The organism is Pedococcus sp. 5OH_020, assembly GCF_027812955.1.
In the GTDB taxonomy this organism is placed as follows: Bacteria; Actinomycetota; Actinomycetes; order Actinomycetales; family Dermatophilaceae; genus Pedococcus.
The window spans coordinates 196,676-216,067 of sequence record NZ_JAPYZV010000007.1; the positions used below are offsets into that span (position 1 = coordinate 196,676).

Consider the following 19,392-nt stretch of genomic DNA (forward strand, 5'->3'; position numbering starts at 1 on the left):
CTCAGCCTCCCCATCCCGCATCGGCCAGCAGGGCCGTGCGCAGCTTCTGCAGGCAGCGGCCCCGGGTGGGCCCGATACTGCCGACAGGCATGTTCAGTGCGTCCGCGATGGCGGCGTAGTCGGGGCGGTCGGCGAACGCGATCACCCTCAGCAGCTCGCGACACCGCTCGGGCAGCTCGGTCACGTGGCACCACAGCACGCGCTGGCGCTCGCTGAGGATGCTCACCGCCTCGGGGTCCTCGGCGGCCAGCGGGTCCGCCAGCTCGCCGAGCTCGTCCTCGGGACGGTCCCGCGCGCTCCGACGGACCAGGCGCCAGGCCTCGCGCCGCACGGTCGTGATGAGCCACTGCATGACCGCCTGCGGGTCGTGGATGTTCTCGGCGCTGTCGACGAGCTTGAGCCAGGCCGTCTGGACGACGTCCTCCGCGGTCGCCGCGTCGGCCCGCTGAGCCCTCGCCGTGTGCCAGAGGATGGGGGTCATCAGGTCCACGAGCTCACCGATGCGCTCGGCGTCGCCTGAGCGGTACGCGGCGAACGCCTCCGCCGCGCGAGTCGCCAGCGATGCCGGAGCGGCGGGCGTCGGCGCGCTCACGGCTCGTCCTCCGCCAGGGTGCTGGCTAGCACGCCGCTGGCGCGAGCCGTCATCGTCCGACAGTCCACGTTCTTGAGGCCGTCCTCGCGGACCAGGGCGGCGGCCACCTCTGCCGCGAGGATGGGTGCGGCGAACGACGTCCCGCTCCAGACGCCGAAACCGGAGCTGAAGTCGTCGGGATCCATCGTCCCCCGGGTGCGGCCCGTAGCCGCCGGGATCTCCGTGCTAGCCCCTCCCGGACCCTGGAAGTTCGTCGGCATGGTACTGACCACGGCCGCCCCCTGGCGGTAGGCGTTGACCCACGTGCCACCGTTCGAGAACAGCGCGACGGTCCCGGGTGCGGCGTTCAGCGACCCGACGGCTGCCATGGGCAGGCCCGGCTGCCCCAGCAGGGGCGCGGTGAAGCCGGCCGGGTAGAGCGGCTGGTCCGTGCTGTCGTTTCCGGCGGCCGCCACGACGACGACCCCGCGCTCGACGAACGCCGCCATGAGCGCCCTGAACTGCTGGTCGGTGATCTCGTCGGCGGGGCTCTCGTGGTAGTACCCGAGCGACATGGACAGCACGTCCACGACCAGGTCCTTGTTGTTGGTCTCCTGGCCTTCGATGTGTCGCAGGAGCAGCAGCGACAGGACCTCGTGCAGGTCGCCCTCGACGACGGCGCCGGAGGCGCGCATGACGGGCAGGGACAGGATGGACGCCTGGGGGCAGCCCTGCCGGAGCAGTCCGGCGATGAACGTCCCATGTCCGGCGAGGGGCTCCAGCGCTCCGGTGAGGGAGTCGATGGCCAGGCTCGAGTCGGGGTTGCCCACCCCGGGCGCGGACAGCGACAGACCGTGCCAGGTGGCGCCCACCTTCGCCCGGGAGGTGGGTCCGAACCACGGATGCGTGCCGATGCCCGTGTCAGGCACGGCGATCACCGGGGGACGGTCCAAAGCCGGTGCATGGGTGCAGGGGTCGATGCCCGCCCAGGCCACCGGCATCCGTCCGCCGAACCCGGGTGCGGCGTACTCGGTCGGTCCGCCGTGGCCGCCCCAGAACCCGACACCGCCGCCGTGGCCCCCCCAGAAACCCACGCCCCCCGTGCCGTGGCCGCCCCAGAACCCCTCGCCCCCGATCGCTGCCGCCCCGGTGATCGCCGTGCCGTGAAGCTCCGACCCGGCGCCGACGACGTGGTTGAGCGAGGCCCGGCTCGCGTAGGTGTCACGACGTGCCTTGAGCTGCTGCAGCGCCAGGAAGGCGTCGACCTTGGGACCGGTCTCCTCGACGGGCTCCAGGTGCACCCGGGTGACCCAGATCCGGTCTGCCATCTCCCGCACGGCCGCCACCTTGACGCTGTTGATGGCGGTCTCGGCCTCGAGGTCGCGTCGCGAGACCTCGATCGCCACGACCTCCTCACCGGTGCGCCGGTCGCGCAGCTGCTGGCGCAGGGCCTCGATGACCGGCGCGGCCGCGCCGCTGGGGAGCCCTGCGATGAGGAGGTCGCTGCCCACATACGCAGTGGGACGGAGCTCGGTCTGGTCCCGCAGTCTCGGCGCGGTCACGGGGTCGAGGGTTCGGGCCCCCACGTCCTGGAGCACCTTCGCGGGGAACGGCACCAGCGTTGCCCGGGGGGCTGTGACCCGCGCCGCCGCGGGCGCGGGCTTCTCAGGTTCCGCATTCATTCGCGCTCCTCAGTAGGGTCCAGCGTCCCCCCTGCGGGACCAGGGTAGGACGTGCTCGGCTCGAATGAAGGAGTGTTGTGACAGCTGCCCTGATACGTCCGCTGTTACGTCGTTCTCGGACCGGCAACGCGGGCTGGCATGCGGTTGCGCTGAAAAACTTCCGGTGGGTGGGTATCACTGGCCGGGGTGGACGCTCTTGTCCGGTGTCGCATCCGTTCGGGGCAGCGGGTGGGACGGCAAGGAGGGAGACCTCAGGTCAGCCAGACCGACGCTTTTCAGGGGGCGTCGGGATCGCTCGACCGGAGGAGAGGCTGGCCCAGGGGTGCCAGCTGCACGTCCGCCGACGTGGGGGGTCGCGCCGTCGGACAGCCCTGCGGGGCACGTCGCCGGGAAGGTCCGGTCGTGGAAGGTGCTGGTCGGGGGACCTGGCACGCGCCCGGCCCGACCGACCCGGCGACGTCCGAGCCACCGACCAACCGGGTCCTCCGAGAGGACCGAGGGACCCGGCGTCAGGGTGGAGCCCAGGACCCGGCGTCGGGGAAACGCAGGACCCGGCGTCCGGGGGAACGCAGGACCGGCCGTCAGGGGAGCTTGTCGGCTCCCGGACCGAAGCCACTGGTGTCGGCGTGGAGGTGGCCGTCCGTCCCGCGGTGCAGCGTCTGCGGCAGGTCCTCGCCGGTGAGGCGGTCCTTCGCGCTGGAGCCCGCGGTCTTGGCGACACTCCCGAGCTTCGAGGCCACGACAGGGGCCTGCTCCTTGACGGCCTCCTTGACGCTGCCGACGCGGGTCTGGACCGGCTCGCTCGACCACACCTGACCGGCGCGGCTCTTGATCTGTTCGTACCTCTTCTGCCCCGCTTTGGCACCGAGGACGTACCCGGCGGCGACGCCGGCAAGGAAGGACAGTTTGGCCATGATCAGCATCCTTTGGTCGGGTCTTCGACCCTAACAAAGACCTGCTCACAGGCCTACTGACCGCCCACTGCCTCCTCCGGCTGGGTGAGGTGCCGCCGAAGCGTCAGGGGCAGCACGACCCATACGCCCAGGAACATCGCCAGGCCCAGCGCGGCGGCCATGGCACCGACCAACCCGTCGAACACGATCGAGAAGGTGAGGTCGACGACCCCGATGATCGCCGCGGCGAGGAAACCGAGCCCCAGGCTGGCGACACGGTGACCGACCTCCACGAGGGTCTCCTTACGGCGCCGTCGGAACAGGGCGCGGTGCATCGCCACTGGACCGATCAGCAAGCAGGTCGCAATGATGCTCATCGTGATCGCGAAGACGTAGGACCACCGCTCAGAGCCGGTCAGCTTGGGGAACGTCGGCTGCAGCGGGAGGGTGAGCAGGAAGCCGGTCAGGATCTGCACGCCGGTCTGCGCTACTCGAAGCTCCTGGAGAAGCTCCTCCCAGTTGCGGTCGATCCGCTCGGCCGGGGACTCCTCGTCGCGGTCGTAGCTGTCCATCGGGCGACGATACCGTCCGCGGTCGCCCGCGCCGGGAGCGGCGGAAGGGCCTGAGGAGCCTCGCGGGAACAGCGTCATGCCAGGGAGTTACCCGTTCGGCGCCGGCCCACCGGGCCGAGCCGATCAGCAGGACCCACCAGCCACGCTGAACCAGCGGCGCGCTCACCCCGTCTCACCAGGCAACGCCGGTGCGGCAGGCACCGGCTTTCCCTCACGACGGGGGAGACGGTAGAACGGTTCATCCGGGCGGCGCGGTCGAGGAGGTGGTCCATGGGGAGCGAGGCGCTCGCCTTCTGGGTCCGGGAGCCCGGGGCAGGGGAGCTGCGGCCCGTGGCGCTGGACCGGCCGGCTGCGGACGAGGTCCTGGTGCGGACGATGCACTCCGGGGTCAGCCGCGGCACGGAGCTCCTCGTCTTCCGGGGTCGGGTGCCGCGCAGCCAGTACGACGTGATGCGCGCGCCGTTCCAGGTCGGTGACTTCCCCGGACCGGTGAAGTACGGCTACCTCAACGTCGGCGTGGTCGAGGAGGGACCGCAGGGCTTGCTGGACCGGACGGTGTTCTCGCTGTTCCCCCATCAGACGAGGTATGTCGTTCCTGCGTCCGCGGTGAGCGTGGTGCCCGAAGGCGTCCCTGCTCGCCGCGCGGTCCTCGCCGGCACCGTGGAGACGGCGGTGAACGCCCTGTGGGATGCCCGACCCCTGGTCGGGGACCGCATCGCAGTCGTCGGCGCCGGGATGGTGGGGTGCTGCGTGGCCCGGCTGCTCACCAGGATCCCGGGCGTCGAGGTGACCTTGGTGGACGTGGACCCGGACCGGGCCGAGATCGCCGCAGCGCTGGAGGTGCGCTTCAGCGCTCCCGACGCCGCCCCCGACGAGCTCGACCTCGTCGTGCACACCAGTGCCACCGCGGCGGGGCTCCAGCGCTCGTTGGACCTGCTCGCCGCCGAGGGCTCGGTCCTGGAGCTGAGCTGGTACGGCGACGAGCCGACCGAGCTGTCGCTCGGGGGTTCCTTCCACTCCCGTCGTCTGGGCATCCAGGCGAGCCAGGTGGGGACGGTCGCGGCTTCCCGGCGTGGGCGTCGTACCACCGGTCAGCGCCTGCGGCTGGCACTGGACCTGCTGCGCGACCCGGCCTTCGACGCGCTGCTCAGCGGTGAGTCGGAGTTCGCGGACCTTCCGCAGGTGCTGGCGCGGATGGCCTCCGGAGAGCTACCGGCGCTGTGCCACACGGTGAGCTACGCCGCCACGGACCTGCACCATGCGCCCCGCCCCGGAGCGGCCTGATGTTCAGCGTGACGGTGCGCGACCACCTCATGGTGGCGCACAGCCTGCGCGGGGAGGTGTTCGGACCGGCGCAGCGGCTCCACGGCGCGACCTTCGTGGTTGACGCCTCCTTCCGAGGCGAGACCCTCGATGCCGACGGGGTGCTGCTCGACATCGGCCTGGCCGGTCAGGAGCTCCGCCGGGTCGTCGAGCGGCTGACCTACCGCAACCTCGACGACGAGCCCCTGTTCGCCGGAACCAACACGACGACGGAGGTGCTGGCCCGGCACGTGGCCGACACCCTGGCCGGGCGGCTGCGCGAGGGCGCCTTCGGTGAGCGGCACGGAGTCTCGTCCGTCGTCGTGACGTTGCACGAGTCGCCAGTCGCATGGGCGAGCTACGAGCGGTCCCTGTGACGGCGCACCGCAAGCTCCACGCGATCCTGCCCGCCGGGGTCGACGACCCCGCGACTCCCAGTGGCGGCAATGTCTACGACCGCCGGGTCTGTGACGGCCTACGCGCTGCGGGGTGGTCCGTCGAAGAGGTCGAGGTGCCCGGGTCCTGGCCGCAACCGGGGCCCCGCGCGCTCGACAGGCTCGCACGGTGCCTGAACGCGGTGCCGGACGGCGGTCTCGTGCTCATCGACGGGCTGGTGGCCTGTGCGAACCCCGAGGTGCTGGTCCCGGCGGGGCGACGGCTGAGGCTGGCGACCCTGCTCCATCTGCCGCTGGGCGTAGCCTGCGAGGACGAGACGGTTCGCCGCCGGGAAGAGGCGGTGCTGAGCTCCTGCGCCGCCACGCTCACGAGCAGCCGATGGACTCGGGACTGGCTGGCCCGCACGTACGGCATCGACCCGGCGAAGGTGCACGTCGCCGCGCCTGGCACCGACAGGGCCGAGCTCGCGTCGGGGAGCCCTTATGGCGGGGAGCTCCTCTGTGTCGCCGCGCTGACTCCCGAGAAGGGCCACGACATCCTGCTCGAAGCCTTGTCGGAGATTGTGGACCTGGGCTGGCGCTGCTCCTGCGTCGGACCCCGTCGCGAACCACGCTTCGCCGCGGACCTCAGGCGTCGGGCCGAGCAGGCAGGGCTGGGCGACCGGCTCGGGTTCCCGGGGCCGAGGACCGCACGCGCGCTGTGCGCGGCGTACGCCGCCGCCGACCTGCTCGTCCTTCCCTCCCGCCTCGAGACCTACGGGATGGTCGTCGGGGAGGCGCTCGCGCGCGGCATCCCGGTCATCGCGAGCGAGGTCGGCGGAGTGCCGGAGGCGCTCGGGAGTACGCGCCACGGGAGGCGGCCGGGCCTCCTGGTCCCGGCCGGGGACGCACCCGCCCTCGCCGCTGCGCTGCGCAGGTGGCTCGAGGACGACGGCTGGCGGACCACGCTACGTCGGGCGGCGCGGGAGCGTCGCGCCTCGCTGCCCGGCTGGGACCAGACGACCGACCGCGTGGCGCGGGTGCTGGAAGCGGTGGCCGCGTGAGCCGCGAGCTGTGGCGCTGGTGGCGGCCTCTTGCCGGCCTCGTGGTGCTGGCCGTCGTGCTGCGGTTCACCGGGCTGCGGCCGGTGGCGGCAGCCCTCACGGCGACAGGTGCAGGCGCGCTTGGGGCAGGGGTGGCCCTCGGTCTGGCCAGCACGCTTGCGTGCGCCTGGCGGTGGAAGGTCGTGGCCGCTGGCCTGGGCACGGAGATCACGCTGGGGCGCGCTTTCGGCGCCTACTACCGGTCGCAGTTCCTCAACACCACCCTGCCGGGCGGCGTGCTGGGCGACGTGCACCGGGGGCTCGACCATGGTCGGCGTTCGGGTGTCCCGGGTCGCGGACTGCGCGGCGTCCTGTGGGAGCGCCTCGCGGGTCAGGTCGTGCAGCTCACAGTCGCCGCCGTGGTCCTGCTGCTCCTTCCCTCGCCGGTTCCCCGCGGGCTCACCGTGACCGCAGGGATGGTCCTCGTTCTGCTCGGGGTGTCCTGGCTCCGGCCTCCGCTCGTGGCGGGGTCACGGTTGGCCCACGCGATGGCCACGGCCCGGCAGGAAGCCCGGCGCGGTGTCCTCGGGCGACATCTCGGGCTGGATGTCGCGGTCGCGTCGACCATCGCCCTTGCCGGACATCTGGCCACGTTCCTCGTCGCGGCGCGAGCGGCCGGAGTGTCGGCCTCGGTCAGCCGGCTGCTGCCCTTGGCGCTGCTCGTCCTCGTCACCATGGGGCTGCCGACCAACCTCGCCGGCTGGGGCCCCCGTGAGGGCATGGCCGCCTGGTCGTTCGCAGCGGCCGGACTGGGCGCGGGGAAGGGCGTCACGACGGCCGTCGTCTACGGGCTCATGACCCTGGTCGCCAGCCTGCCTGGCGCCGTCGTGCTGCTGACGACCTGGTGGCCTGCGAAGCGGGGGTCCAGTCAGGCGGGGTCCAGTCAGGCGGCGGCGTGCCCGGAGCCACTCACGACGGGAGGTGCCTCCCGTGGCTGACCGCCCGTACACGCTGCTCAGCTGCGGCATCTCGCTCGACGGGTACCTCGACGGCGGATCGCAAGAGCGTCTGGTCCTGTCCAACACCGAGGACCTCGAGCGGGTCGACTCCGTGCGGGCCGGGTGTGACGCGATCCTCGTGGGAGCCGCGACAGTGCGGCGGGACAACCCCCGGCTGCTCGTGCGAGCCGCGGCGTTGCGAGCGGAGCGAGTCGCGCGCGGCGCCCCGCCCTCGCCGGTGAAGGTGACCTTGACGCGCGGAGCGGACCTCGACCCCGGAGCCCAGTTCTTCACCGCTGGCAGCGGCCAGAAGCTCGTCTACTGCGCCACCTCCTGCGTCGCGACGGCCGGCGAGCGGCTCGGGGCTTCCGCCCTGGTGGTCGACGCTGGGGAGCCGGTGGAGGTACGCACGGTGAGCGAGGATCTGCACCGCCGCGGGGTGGAGCGACTGATGGTCGAAGGTGGCGGCATCATCCATACGCAGTTCCTGACGGGTGACCTGGCGGACGAGCTCCAGGTGGTGGTCGCGCCGTTCTTCGTCGGGAAGGCGCAGGCGCACCGGTTCGTCGGGGAAGGGACGTTCCCGTGGCACCCCGGCCGCCGCGCCGCCCTCGAGGAGGTCCGCCAGATCGGTGACGTGGTGCTCCTGCGCTACGCCCTCTCGTCCCGGTTCCCCGGCTAGGCCAAGGAGGAAGTATGACTCCGCAGGTTCCCAGCGCGACGGTGCGTCGACAGGTCACCTTGCCGCTCCGACTCAACGACGGGTTCACGACCGTGGCCACCATGGTGACCTTCGACGGCCTGCTGGACGGTATGGAGCATGTCGCCTTCGGGCTCGGTCACCCGTCGGCGAACCGTCGCCACCCCTGCGACGCGCCCCCGTTGGTCCGGATCCACAGCGAGTGCCTCACCGGTGACGTCTTCGGAAGCCAGCGCTGCGACTGTGGGCCACAGCTCCGGGAGGCAGTGGAACGGATCGCCGAGGCGGGCGGGTACCTGCTCTACCTGCGCCAGGAGGGCCGCGGCATCGGGCTCTACCCCAAGGTCGACGCGTACGCGCTCCAGGACGAAGGTCTGGACACGTACGACGCCAACGTGGCACTCGGGTACGCGGCGGACGAGCGGGACTACACGGTAGCGGCCCAGATGCTGCTGGCCCTCGGCGTCACCACGGTCGACCTGCTGACCAACAACCCGGACAAGCACGGGCAGCTGGAGCGGCTCGGCGTGCAGGTGGCCGACCGGGTCCCCACGGGCGTGCACCTCTCGCCGGCCAATGCGCGATACCTGGCTGCCAAGGCCTGGCGCGGGGCCCACACGCTCCGGATCGCTCGCTGACCCGTTCGCACCTGCCTGTACATTCTCCTGGCAGTGGTGTGAGACCCGGCTGTGCTCCGTACGGGCACGACCGGTCTCTTCCACCGCCACCGATGCATGGATTGCGCGACCATCGGTGCAGGAGGGCTCGCATAGTGGCCTAGTGCGGCGGTCTTGAAAACCGCTATGGCGGCAACGTCATCGTGGGTTCGAATCCCACGCCCTCCGCGTGCGGGTCCCACCCGGCGAGGTACGAGATGTGCCCCGGGTAGCGTCACCCTCGTGACCGACCACGGGCTCGAGGACCTCCTGCGCGAGAACGCACCCGCGGCCCTCGGCGCACTGGTGCGGCGGTATGGCCAGTTCGACGCCTGTGAGGACGCGGTGCAGGAGGCGCTGATCGCCGCGGCCCGGCAGTGGCCGGAAGAAGGGTTGCCGCAGAACCCGCGGGCCTGGCTCGTGACCGCGGCGAGCCGACGCCTGGTCGACACCGTCCGCAGCGAGTCGGCCCGGGCTCGGCGGGAGCAGCGCGTCGCCTCTCTCGACCCGGGTTCACCGGCCGGGCCCTCGGAGGACGACTCGCTGACGCTGCTCTTCCTCTGCTGTCATCCGTCCCTGACCGCCCCGTCGCAGCTCGCGCTGACGCTACGGGCGGTCGGCGGTCTGACTACAGCGGAGATCGCGAGCGCCCTCTTCGTACCGGAGGCGACGCTCGCCCAACGGATCTCCCGGGCGAAGCAGACCATCCGTGACTCCGGCGGGCCGTTCGAGCTGCCGCCCCCTGACCAGCTCGGCGGCCGGCTGGCGGTGGTCCTCCAGGTGCTGTACCTGGTCTTCAGCGAGGGTTACGCGGTCTCCGCAGGCGCCTCGCTCCAGCGGACGGACCTCACAGCCGAGGCCATCCGGCTGGCACGGCTGCTGCACCGTCTCCTGCCCGAGGAGAACGAGACGGCGGGCCTCCTGGCGCTCATGCTGCTCACCGACGCCCGCCGCCCCGCCCGCACGGCTCCGGACGGCTCGCTGGTGCCGCTCGACGCGCAGGACCGCCGCCTCTGGGACCGCACCTTGGTCGCCCAGGGCACCGGCCTCGTCGAGATGGCACTTGCCCGAGGGCCGGCGGGCTACTACCTGCTGCAGGCCGCCGTTGCCGCCGCGCACGACAGCGCCGAGTCCGCCGGCGCGACTCCCTGGCCACGCATCCTCGACCTGTACGACCTTCTTGTCACCGTGGCTCCTCACCCGGTGGTGCGCCTCAACCGGGCGGTCGCGCTCGCCATGGTCCGCGGCCCGTTGGCCGGACTGGCCGAGGTGGAGGCCCTCGCCGGCCATCCGCAGCTGAAGCGGTCGCACCGAGTGGATGCCGTGCGAGCCCACCTCCTCGAGCTGGCCGGCGACCACGCCGGGGCCCACGCGGCATACGAGCGGGCGGCCCAGCGGACCAGCAGTGACCAGGAACGGCGCTACCTCACCCTCCGTGCCTCTACGGCAGGACTGGCTCGAAGATCTTCGACCGCCGATGTCGAGAGCGGCAGGCTGGCTCCGACTGAAGGATGAGCGCGCCGACCTGGGCGCGACCGAGGCCCCCAAGGAGCCACCATGAAGTACCTGCTTGCGATGAGCTACGCCGCCACCGAGAACTGTGACGTGCCGATGACCGATTGGGACCCGGCCGACGTGACGGCCCACATCCAGTTCCAGCACTCGCTGGGCCAGGAGCTCCAGGCCAGCGGTGAGCTGGTCGATGCCCAGGGGCTGTCGGGTCCGGAGTCCGCCCGGATCGTCGTGGCCGACGGGACCGGCGCGCCCGTCATCTCCGACGGCCCGTTCCCGGAGACGAAGGAGTTCCTCGCGGGCTACTGGATCGTCGACGTGGACTCGCCCGAGCGGGCGCTGGAGATCGCCGCGAAGGCGTCAGCCGCGCCGGGTCCTGGCGGAGTGCCCCTCCGGCAGCCCATCGAGGTCCGCGAGATCATGGGGGTGCCCGCCACCGAGTCCTGACCGGCGACCGCGCGAGCACCCTGGAGCGCCCAGATCGGGAGGGTCGTCCCGATCTGGGCGCTTCCTCCCTCCGCGAGTAGACGAAATCGACTGCGCTGGTACGCGAATTGAACGATCCTTGAGGGGTAGAGCCACACCTAGCGTCATCGTCGGGGGAATTGAGGCGTCCGCTTTCGGGCGGCGGGCCGAAGGCCGGGCAACCCTGCAGCCCGGCCTTCGTGCTGCCCCGCCCTGGCAGACGCTCCGCGGCTGGTCAGCGGGCCCTGCCGCTCCACCCGCTGGCCTGCGCCGCCACCGCCAGTGCGTCCGTCACCCGGTCGAGGTCCGCCTCGCCCACCAGCCCCACCGTGACGCGGACCCAGCCCTCGCCGGGCTCCCGCCCGATCCGGAACGGCGCCCCCGGTGCGACGCCGATGCCCTGGCTGGCCAGCCGCATCACCGCGGCGGTCTCGTCGTGGACCGGCACCCAGATGTTGATGCCCTCGCTGCCGGGCACGTCGACCCCGCGTCGCCGCAGACCGTCGACGACGTGCGCCCGCCGAGCCGCGTACGTGGCGGCGGCCGTCCTCACCTGCTGCTGGGCGTCGGGGTCCAGGAGCAAGCCGAGCAGCACCTGCTGGAGCAGCCGGCTGGACCAGCCCTGGCCGAGCAGGCGGCGAGCGGTCACGGCGTGCAGGACGGCGGGGGGAGCGCTCATCGCGGCCAGCCGGAGGTCCGGCCCGTGCGACTTCGAGAACGACCGGAGGTATGCCGTGTGCTCGGGCCGCCACTGGCCGAGACTGGCCAGTGGTGACGTGGAGAGCCCGTCGGCGGAGTCGTCCTCGACCACGAGGGTGCGGGTGCCTTCCAGGAGATCTGCGATGGCCCGCGCCCGCCCGCTCGACATCGTGACGCCCGTCGGGTTCTGAGCGCGCGGCTGGAGGAAGACTGCCGCCACGGGCTCCAGCAGAGCCGACTCGAGCGCCGCCGGGTCCAACCCTTCGTCGTCGACCGGGACGCCGACGAGCTGGACGCCCACGGACTCCAGGAGATCGACCAGCGGAGGGAACCCTGGGTCCTCGACGACCACGCGGTCCCCGAAGCGCAGCTGCGTGCGGACGAGAAGGTCCATCCCGTCCATGGCGCCGTCGACGACGGCGAGCTGCTCGGCGTCATACGGCCAGTCCGGGCGAAGCGCCTCCACGAGCTCGGGAAGCACCGGGTCGTCCAGGTAGCTGCCGGTGGTCGGCGCGGTCGTGAGGCGCGCGAGCACCCGGCCGAGGTCGGGCAGCAGGGCCGGGTCCGGCACTCCGGTCGACAGGTCCAGCGCGAAGGCGGTCGGGTGGTCGATGGCCTGCCGGTACCGCCCGGAGCCGACGGCTCCCTGGTCCAGCACCCGCGTGCCGCGGCGTCCGTCCGTCGCCACGGCACCGGAGCGGGTCAACAGGCTCCACGCCGCGGAGACCGTCGTGGGCGAGAGGACAAGCTGGGTGGCGACCGTCCTGATGGGGGGCAGCCGCTCCCCGGCCACGAGCACCCCGTCCCGGATGGCGGCGGAAACGGCATGAGCCAGCCCCTTGGCGGTGGGCTGGTCCAGTCGCTCCTCGAGCGCTGAAAGAAGGTCCGTCACGCTTTGTACCATAGCAATAGTGACATTGTATTACCAGCGAATGGATCGTATGGTTGGGCCATGACGACACGCATCTCGCACTGGATCGACGGACGCCTTCAGGAGGGGACCTCCGGTCGCACCGCTCCGGTCTTCAACCCTGCCACCGGTCAGCAGACCGCGGAGGTCGACCTGGCGTCGGTCGAGGAGCTCGACCGCGCCGTTGCCTCCGCCGTGACCGCGGCGCGCCAGTGGCGAAGGGCCTCACTGTCGCACCGTTCCGCGGTCCTGTTCGCCTTCCGCGAGCTGCTGCACCGCCGGACTACCGAGCTCGCCGCGATCATCACGGCGGAGCACGGCAAGGTGCTGTCCGACGCCGCGGGCGAGATCGCCCGGGGCCTGGAGAACGTCGAGTTCGCCACCGGCGTCCCGAACCTGCTCAAGGGCGGTTTCAGCGAGCAGGCTGCGACCGGCGTCGACGTGTACAACATCCGCCAGCCGCTGGGAGTCGTCGCCGGCATCACGCCCTTCAACTTCCCCGCCATGGTTCCCCTGTGGATGTGCGCCAACGCCATCGCGTGCGGCAACGCCTTCATCCTCAAGCCGAGCGAGAAGGACCCCTCGGCGGCGCTCTTCCTCGGCGAGCTGTGGAAGGAGGCCGGGCTGCCCGACGGCATCTTCACCGTGGTGCACGGCGACAAGGTCGCCGTCGACGCCATCCTCGACCACGACGACATCGCGGCTGTGAGCTTCGTGGGGTCCACCCCGATCGCCCGGTACATCTACGAGCGCGGCACGGCGGCTGGCAAGCGGGTCCAGGCGCTCGGCGGAGCCAAGAACCACGCCCTCGTCCTGCCCGACGCGGACGTCGACCTGGCCGCCGACTCGGTCGTCTCGGCCGCGTACGGGGCAGCCGGCGAACGCTGCATGGCGCTGTCCGTGGCCGTCGCCGTGGGCGACGTCGCCCAGCCGCTCGTCGACGCGATCGCGGTCCGGCTCCCCAAGCTCACCATCGGCAACGGCGCGGACCCGGGCACCGACATGGGACCGCTCATCACCGCCGAGCACCGCGACAAGGTGGCCGGCTACGTGGACGCGGGAGAGGCCGCGGGGGCGTCCGTCGTCGTCGACGGTCGGGAGGGCGACCTGCCCAGCGAGGGGTTCTTCCTCGGCACGACCCTGCTGGACCACGTCACGCCGCAGATGACGGTGTACACCGACGAGATCTTCGGTCCGGTCCTGTCCGTGGTGCGCGTCGACACGTACGAGCAGGGGCTGGCGCTCATCAACTCCAACCAGTACGCAAACGGCACGACGATCTTCACTCGGGACGGCGGCGCGGCCCGCCAGTTCCAGTTCGACGTGGAGGTCGGCATGGTCGGCATCAACGTGCCGATTCCCGTCCCTGTGGCCTACTACTCCTTCGGTGGCTGGAAGGACTCGCTCTTCGGAGACACCCACATGTACGGGCCGGAGGGCATCAGCTTCTACACGCGCGGCAAGGTCGTGACGCAGCGCTGGCCCGACCCTGCCACCTCGTCGGTGGACCTCGGCTTCCCCCGGACCCGCTGATGACAACGGAGGCCACTCGCGAGTTGACCGGGCCGGAGACGTCCGCGCCCGAGCCGTCCGGGCCCGAGCCGTCGGCGCAGGAGCGGGTCCGCCACGACGACCGCGCGCATGTCTTCCACTCGTGGTCGGCGCAGGGCCTGATCGACCCGCTCCCCATCGCGTCGGCGCAGGGCTCGTACTTCACGGACTACGACGGCAACCGCTACCTCGACTTCTCCAGCCAGCTCGTCAACGTCAACATCGGCTACCAGCACCCGAAGATGGTGGCGGCCATCCAGGAGCAGGCAGCACGGCTGACGACCATCAGCCCGGCTTTCGCCAACGACGCCCGCTCGGAGGCTGCGCGGCTCATCGCGGAGCTCGCCCCGGGGGACCTCGACCGCGTCTTCTTCACCAACGGCGGTGCCGAGGCCACGGAGAACGCGGTGCGCATGGCCCGGCTCCATACGGGCCGTAACAAGGTGCTGGCCGCCTACCGGAGCTACCACGGGGCCACCGCGGGCGCCATCGCGCTCACGGGTGACCCCCGGCGCTGGCCGTCCGAGCCGGGGGTGCCCGGGGTCGTGCGGTACTGGGGGCCCTACCTGTACCGGTCGGCGTTCCACTCCCAGACGGAGCGCGAGGAGTCCGCCCGAGCCGTGCAGCACCTGCGCGACCTCGTCACGGTGGAGGGCCCCGCAACGGTGGCCGCGATCATCCTCGAGACCGTCGTGGGGACGAACGGGATCCTCGTGCCGCCGGACGGCTACCTCCAAGGTGTCCGGGACCTGTGCGACGAGTTCGGCATCGTCATGATCGCCGACGAGGTCATGGCCGGGTTCGGCCGGTGTGGAGAGTGGTTCGCGGTCGACCACTGGGACGTCACGCCGGACCTCATCACCTTCGCCAAGGGTGTGAACAGCGGTTATGTCCCGCTGGGCGGCGTGGTCATCTCGGAGCGCGTGGCTCGCTCCTTCGACCGGAGGCCGTTCCCAGGTGGGCTCACCTACTCCGGGCACCCGTTGGCCTGCGCCTCGGCAGTGGCCTCGATCTCCATCTTCAAGGAGGAAGGCATCGTCGAGCACGCCCGAGCGCTGGGCGAGGACGTGATCGGGCCTGGTCTTCGTGAGCTCGCCGAGCGGCACCCGGCCGTGGGCGAGGTACGCGGCCTGGGTGTCTTCTGGGCGCTCGAGCTGGTCCGCGACCGGCAGACGCGTGAACCGCTGGTCCCCTTCAACGCCACCGGTGCGGACGCATCACCCATGACGGAGTTCAGCGCAGCCTGCAAGGAGCGCGGCCTCTGGCCGTTCACGCACTTCAACAGGACCCACGTGGTGCCGCCGTGCACGACGAGCGCCGAGGAGGTTCGAGAAGGCCTGGCCATCCTCGACGAAGCGCTCGAGGTGGCTGACCGGTACTACACCGGCGCGTAGCTGCCACCCGGCGCACCGCGGGCTCCTTCCCGGTGGCGCGGGTACTCCCGAGCCTCAGCGCGACCGGACGACCACGTCGGGCTCGCCGGTGACCTCCTCGATGTCCTTCGCGGCCCTGTCGAGCAGGTCGTCGGCCAGATGACGCAGCGCGCGCGCCACGGCGACCTCGTCCCCGATGCGATGGTCCTCGTGGTCGGCGGCGCTCCGATGGGCGACGCCTCGGCTGCGCAGCTCCTCCGGCGGGTCGGCCAGCAGCGCGACGGTGGCCGTGGTGTCGTCGCCCGCTTCGAAGATCGACACGTTGACGTGCCACTGCCGGACCACGCCCTCGCGTGACGCGCCGCCCGTCTCCGGTGGCGGTCCCTGGCCGCCAGGCTCCGTCACCCGCAGCACGGAGCCGGGCCCGGGGTACAGCAGACCGGTGTGCCCGTCGCTCCACCTGACGAGGTACGGCGGTGCACCGTCGTCGCCACGAACCTCCAGCACCTCCCCGTCGCGGGTCGGCCGGTCCACCTGCTCACCGGCGAGGATGATGCGGTCGCCTGTCTTCGCCTTCATCGGCACCTCCGGGGGAGCCACTCCACACCTCCCACTGTGCTCCTGCGGCGCGTTCCAGGGAAGGGCTTGCGGCCGCCGGTCGGTGGCAGGAGGCGCCGCCGGCCTGGCGTCGGGGGCCTGGGGTCGGCGGCCTGGCGTCGGGGGCGACGGCCAGGAGCTTCAGTGCAGCCGGCCCAGGGCGCGCTCCACGAGCCGGGGCACCGACTCGCCCACCCGGTCGTAGCCCTCGCCCAGGGAGTGCCCCCCGAGGTACCGCGCGTGGACGCCCTCGAGGATCACCGCGAGCCGGAAGTCGGTGAACGCGCGGTAGTACCCGAGCGCCGACACATCGCGTCCCGTCACGTCGGCATACCGCTGCGCGATGTCCTGCGTCGTCGGGAAGCCCGCATGCGCCGTCAGCCCAGCGGCGACCGGGACGGCGCTGCCGTCCTCACCCGGTCCGCTGTAGTAGGTGAGCCACGTCGCGAGGTCGGCCAACGGGTCACCCAGCGTGCTGAGCTCCCAGTCGACGACCGCGGCCACCATCGGTACGCCGCCGTGCTGGGTCACGAGCGTGTTGTCCAGGCGGTAGTCCCCATGGACGAGCGTCACCTCGCCGCCGTCCGGGCGCTGGTCCTCCAGGGCCCGGATGAGAAGCTCCATCGAAGGAAGGTCCCGGGTGTGGCTGGCCTCCCACTGCTGGCTCCAGCGCCGCACCTGGCGTTGGAGGTACCCCTCGGCCCTGCCGAAGTCCCGCAGTCCCGTCGCGTCGAGGTCGACGGCGTGGATCGACGCGAGCACCTGCACGAGCGCGTCCGTCAGCTGACCACGCTGCGACGCGGTCAGCTCCTCGGTCTGCGACGGCTCCCGGTAGACGACCCCGTCGACCAGCGCCATGACGTAGAACGGCGCGCCGAGGACCGCGGGGTCCGAGGAGCTGGCCAGCACCTCCGGGACCGGCACGGGGGTGTGCCGCAGCGCCGAGAGCACGTGCGCCTCCCGGGTCACGTCATGGGCGCTCGGCAGCAGCCTGCCCAGAGGCGGTCGCCGCACGACCACCGTGGCGTCGGCTCCGGTGACGCGGTAGGTGATGTTCGAGAGCCCCCCGGAGATGACCTCCGCTCGCCAGCCGGGGCCGAGGCCCGGCAGATGCTGTGCCGCCCAGGCGGTGAAAGAGTCCCTGGGCAGTCCGGGGACCTCCGGTAGGGCGGACGGCTCACTCATGCGCCGTCCTCCCGGGCGGCGAGCCGTTCCGTCGCCCGCCTCGCGGCTCGCTTGGCGATGGACATCTTGTGCACCTCGGTGGCGCCGTCGTAGATCCTGAACGAGCGGATGTCGCGGTAGATCCTGCCGAGCACGAGCTCCTCGGACGTTCCCATGCCCCCGGCCAGCTGGACCGAGCGGTCGACCACTCGACCTACCGCCTCGCTCGCGAACACCTTGGCCCGCGAGGACTCCTCGCTGTTCCGGCTGCCCCGTGCGATGGTCCAGGAGGCCTGCCAGATGACAGCACGTGCGGCTGCTAGGTCGATCTCGTTCTCGGCGATGAGGGACTGCGCCATCCCGAGGTCGGCCAGCCTCGACCCGAACAGCTCACGGCGTACGGCTCGCTCCACGGCGATGTCGTGCGCGCGCCGCGCCGCCCCGAGCCAGCGCATGCAGTGCGTGAGCCTGGCCGGTGCCAGGCGCACCTGGGCGCTCCGGAAGCCGCGGCCCACCTCGCCCAGCACGCGGTCGTCCGCGACGAAGCACTCCTTCAGGGTCACCCGACAGTGGCCGCCGACTCCCGTCGCGTCGATGGTGTTGAGATGCTCCCCGACCACGAACCCCGGGTTGTCGGCGTCGACGAGGAACATCGTGGCGCCGGGCGTGACGTCCTCGCCCTCGTTCAACGCCATGACGATGGAGAACGCCGCCCCGGCCGCCCCTGTGATGAGCCACTTCTCCCCGTCGAGCACCCAGCCACCGTCTGTCCGGCGTGCTCGCGTCTGCAGCGCCGATGGGTCGGAGCCCGCTCCGGGGGGAGGCTCGGTCATCGAGAAGCACGACCGGAGCTCCCCGGACGCCAGCGGCCGCAGGTAGCGCTCCTGCTGCTCCGGCGTACCGGTCAGGTGGAGGAGGTGGATGTTCCCCTCGTCGGGTGCCGCGCAGTTCAGGGCGAGCGGACCGAGCAGGGAGTATCCGGCCTCCTCCAGCAGCACCGCAGACTCGTCGAACGCGAAACCTCCACCGCCCCAGGGCGCCGGCGCCTGAGGGGCGAAGACACCTGCCTCCTTCGCCTTGCCCTGCAGACGGAGTCTCAGCTCGTCCGTCATGCCCTGCCTGAAAACCTGCTGTTCCAGGGGGATGACCTCCGCGGCGACGAAGTCGGCGATGCGCTGACGTTGCCGTTCGAGGGTGGGGGGCACGGTGAAGTCGAAGGCCACCGTCCGACCCTACCCAGCGGTATGCCGTCGGAGCACGTGCCGCTCCCGGTGCGAGGATGAAGCGGTGACCGTCCCTGAGCCGCAGCGCCTCGACCTCCCGCGGACCCCGCCGCTGGTGCTGCGGGGAAGGACCTTCGACGCGTCCTCTCCCGCCGTGATGGGGATCGTCAACCGCACACCGGACTCCTTCTTCGCGGGCAACCGGCATGCCGACCTCGACTCGGCCAAGCGGGCGCTCGAGGACGCGGTCGAAGGTGGGGCCGATATCGTCGACGTCGGCGGAGTCCGGGCCGGCCAGGAGGGCGAGCAGGTCAGTGCGGCGGAGGAGATCGACCGCGTCGTCCCCTTCCTCGCCCATGCACGCGAGACGTACCCGGACGTGGTGCTCAGTCTGGACACCTGGCGCAGCGACGTGGCCGCGGAGGCTGGCAGGTATGGCGTGGACCTCGTCAACGACACGTGGCAGGGGCACGACCCCGAGCTGGTGTCGGTCGCCGCACGGATCGGCGCCGGAGTGGTGTGCTCGCACACGGGGGGTCTCCCGCCCAGGACCGACCCGGTCAAGGTGACGTACGGTCCCGACCCGCTCGACGTCGTCCGCGACGTGCTCCGGACCCTTGCTCAAGGGGCGGCGCGGGCGTTGGCAGCCGGCATACCGCGAGAGCGCATCCTCGTGGACCCGACGCTGGACTTCGGCAAGACCACGACGCATTCTCTGGAGGTGCTGCGGCATACCTCTGAGGTGGCCGCGCTCGGGTACCCCGTCCTCCAGGCGCTGTCCCGGAAGGACTTCATCGGCGAGTCCCTCGGCCTGGAGGCCGACCAGCGGCTCGAGGGCACGCTGGCGGCGACGGCCGTCGCGGCGTGGCTCGGGGCGACGGTGTTCCGCGCCCACGACGTGCGCGCCACGAGGCGCGCAGTCGACATGGTTGCCGTCATCCGGGGGGACAAAGCACCCATCCGGGCTGTTCGGGGCATTTGACCGCTTTCGGCGTCCAACGCCGGCAAAGCCGCGTTCCAGGCTCAACTAGAGGCGGCCACTGTCCTTCGTAGAACAACCGCGTCGGCACTGTTCAGCGCCCGTTCTCGCCACTCGGTGAAGGCAAG

19 protein-coding genes and 1 tRNA gene are annotated in these 19,392 nt (G+C 71.6%); 12 read left to right on the forward strand and 8 right to left on the reverse strand.

All coding sequences use genetic code 11. The features are described 5' to 3' along the window. Window position 1: 1 nt before the first annotated feature. The 4 genes from PHA84_RS14580 to PHA84_RS14595 form a co-directional block, all read right to left on the reverse strand. The gene (locus PHA84_RS14580; RefSeq protein WP_270888851.1) at window positions 2-592 is read right to left on the reverse strand and encodes an RNA polymerase sigma factor; all 591 of its coding nucleotides are present in this window, start codon (window positions 590-592) and stop codon (window positions 2-4) included. Continuing rightward, window positions 589-2,253, reverse strand: a complete 1,665-nt coding sequence (locus PHA84_RS14585) for a S8/S53 family peptidase (RefSeq protein ID WP_270888852.1) — start codon at window positions 2,251-2,253, stop codon at window positions 589-591. Before PHA84_RS14585 ends, PHA84_RS14580 begins: the two co-directional genes overlap by 4 nt. A 581-nt stretch (window positions 2,254-2,834) precedes the next feature. Beyond that, entirely contained in the window at window positions 2,835-3,167 is a 333-nt protein-coding gene (locus tag PHA84_RS14590) for a hypothetical protein (protein ID WP_270888853.1), read from the reverse strand. 53 nt (window positions 3,168-3,220) lie between these two features. Next, a complete protein-coding gene (locus PHA84_RS14595; protein WP_270888854.1) occupies window positions 3,221-3,718 on the reverse strand; it encodes a DUF6328 family protein in 498 nt (165 codons plus the stop codon). 270 nt (window positions 3,719-3,988) lie between these two features. On the opposite strand from PHA84_RS14595, the gene PHA84_RS14600 reads away from it, so the two are divergent. The 9 genes from PHA84_RS14600 (at window position 3,989) to PHA84_RS14640 (ending at window position 10,750) form a co-directional block, all read left to right on the forward strand. Further along, window positions 3,989-5,002 carry a zinc-dependent alcohol dehydrogenase gene (locus tag PHA84_RS14600; RefSeq protein WP_270888855.1) on the forward strand — a complete coding sequence of 338 codons (1,014 nt, stop codon included), beginning with the start codon at window positions 3,989-3,991 and terminating at the stop codon, window positions 5,000-5,002. Next, complete coding sequence (locus PHA84_RS14605; protein WP_270888856.1) at window positions 5,002-5,397, forward strand: 6-pyruvoyl trahydropterin synthase family protein; 396 nt, start codon at window positions 5,002-5,004, stop codon at window positions 5,395-5,397. The genes PHA84_RS14600 and PHA84_RS14605 overlap by 1 nt, the downstream gene beginning before the upstream one ends. Then, the gene (locus PHA84_RS14610) at window positions 5,394-6,458 is read left to right on the forward strand and encodes a glycosyltransferase family 4 protein (RefSeq protein WP_270888857.1); all 1,065 of its coding nucleotides are present in this window, start codon (window positions 5,394-5,396) and stop codon (window positions 6,456-6,458) included. The genes PHA84_RS14605 and PHA84_RS14610 overlap by 4 nt, the downstream gene beginning before the upstream one ends. Continuing rightward, window positions 6,455-7,435 (forward strand): lysylphosphatidylglycerol synthase transmembrane domain-containing protein, encoded by a 981-nt coding sequence (locus PHA84_RS14615; protein WP_270888858.1) that lies wholly within the window; start codon window positions 6,455-6,457, stop codon window positions 7,433-7,435. The genes PHA84_RS14610 and PHA84_RS14615 overlap by 4 nt, the downstream gene beginning before the upstream one ends. Further along, a complete protein-coding gene (locus PHA84_RS14620) occupies window positions 7,428-8,117 on the forward strand; it encodes a RibD family protein (RefSeq protein ID WP_270888859.1) in 690 nt (229 codons plus the stop codon). The genes PHA84_RS14615 and PHA84_RS14620 overlap by 8 nt, the downstream gene beginning before the upstream one ends. A gap of 14 nt (window positions 8,118-8,131) precedes the next feature. Further along, complete coding sequence (locus tag PHA84_RS14625; protein ID WP_270888860.1) at window positions 8,132-8,773, forward strand: GTP cyclohydrolase II; 642 nt, start codon at window positions 8,132-8,134, stop codon at window positions 8,771-8,773. Window positions 8,774-8,893: 120 nt separating this feature from the next. Then, window positions 8,894-8,980, forward strand: a tRNA-Ser gene (locus PHA84_RS14630). Window positions 8,981-9,034: 54 nt separating this feature from the next. Continuing rightward, the gene (locus PHA84_RS14635) at window positions 9,035-10,306 is read left to right on the forward strand and encodes an RNA polymerase sigma factor (protein ID WP_270888861.1); all 1,272 of its coding nucleotides are present in this window, start codon (window positions 9,035-9,037) and stop codon (window positions 10,304-10,306) included. A gap of 42 nt (window positions 10,307-10,348) precedes the next feature. Continuing rightward, entirely contained in the window at window positions 10,349-10,750 is a 402-nt protein-coding gene (locus tag PHA84_RS14640) for a YciI family protein (protein WP_270888862.1), read from the forward strand. 253 nt (window positions 10,751-11,003) lie between these two features. On the opposite strand, the gene PHA84_RS14645 is transcribed toward PHA84_RS14640, so the two are convergent. After that, the gene (locus PHA84_RS14645; protein WP_270888863.1) at window positions 11,004-12,359 is read right to left on the reverse strand and encodes an aminotransferase-like domain-containing protein; all 1,356 of its coding nucleotides are present in this window, start codon (window positions 12,357-12,359) and stop codon (window positions 11,004-11,006) included. 60 nt (window positions 12,360-12,419) lie between these two features. Between PHA84_RS14645 and PHA84_RS14650 the strand changes: the two genes are divergently transcribed. Together PHA84_RS14650 and PHA84_RS14655 are read left to right on the forward strand one after the other, a co-directional pair. Further along, window positions 12,420-13,910 (forward strand): CoA-acylating methylmalonate-semialdehyde dehydrogenase, encoded by a 1,491-nt coding sequence (locus PHA84_RS14650; protein ID WP_270888864.1) that lies wholly within the window; start codon window positions 12,420-12,422, stop codon window positions 13,908-13,910. After that, a complete protein-coding gene (locus tag PHA84_RS14655; protein WP_270888865.1) occupies window positions 13,910-15,322 on the forward strand; it encodes an aspartate aminotransferase family protein in 1,413 nt (470 codons plus the stop codon). The genes PHA84_RS14650 and PHA84_RS14655 overlap by 1 nt, the downstream gene beginning before the upstream one ends. Before the next feature lie 54 nt (window positions 15,323-15,376). Here PHA84_RS14655 and PHA84_RS14660 read toward each other — a convergent pair whose 3' ends face one another. From PHA84_RS14660 to PHA84_RS14675, 3 genes are all read right to left on the reverse strand, one after another. After that, entirely contained in the window at window positions 15,377-15,880 is a 504-nt protein-coding gene (locus PHA84_RS14660; protein WP_333742332.1) for a dsRBD fold-containing protein, read from the reverse strand. Between the two features lie 159 nt (window positions 15,881-16,039). After that, window positions 16,040-17,083, reverse strand: a complete 1,044-nt coding sequence (locus PHA84_RS14670; protein WP_270888866.1) for a phosphotransferase family protein — start codon at window positions 17,081-17,083, stop codon at window positions 16,040-16,042. Next, window positions 17,080-18,285, reverse strand: a complete 1,206-nt coding sequence (locus PHA84_RS14675; protein WP_270888867.1) for an acyl-CoA dehydrogenase family protein — start codon at window positions 18,283-18,285, stop codon at window positions 17,080-17,082. The genes PHA84_RS14670 and PHA84_RS14675 overlap by 4 nt, the downstream gene beginning before the upstream one ends. A gap of 64 nt (window positions 18,286-18,349) precedes the next feature. On the opposite strand from PHA84_RS14675, the gene folP reads away from it, so the two are divergent. Continuing rightward, window positions 18,350-19,267 carry a dihydropteroate synthase gene (gene folP, locus PHA84_RS14680; RefSeq protein WP_270888868.1) on the forward strand — a complete coding sequence of 306 codons (918 nt, stop codon included), beginning with the start codon at window positions 18,350-18,352 and terminating at the stop codon, window positions 19,265-19,267. Window positions 19,268-19,392: the final 125 nt, after the last annotated feature.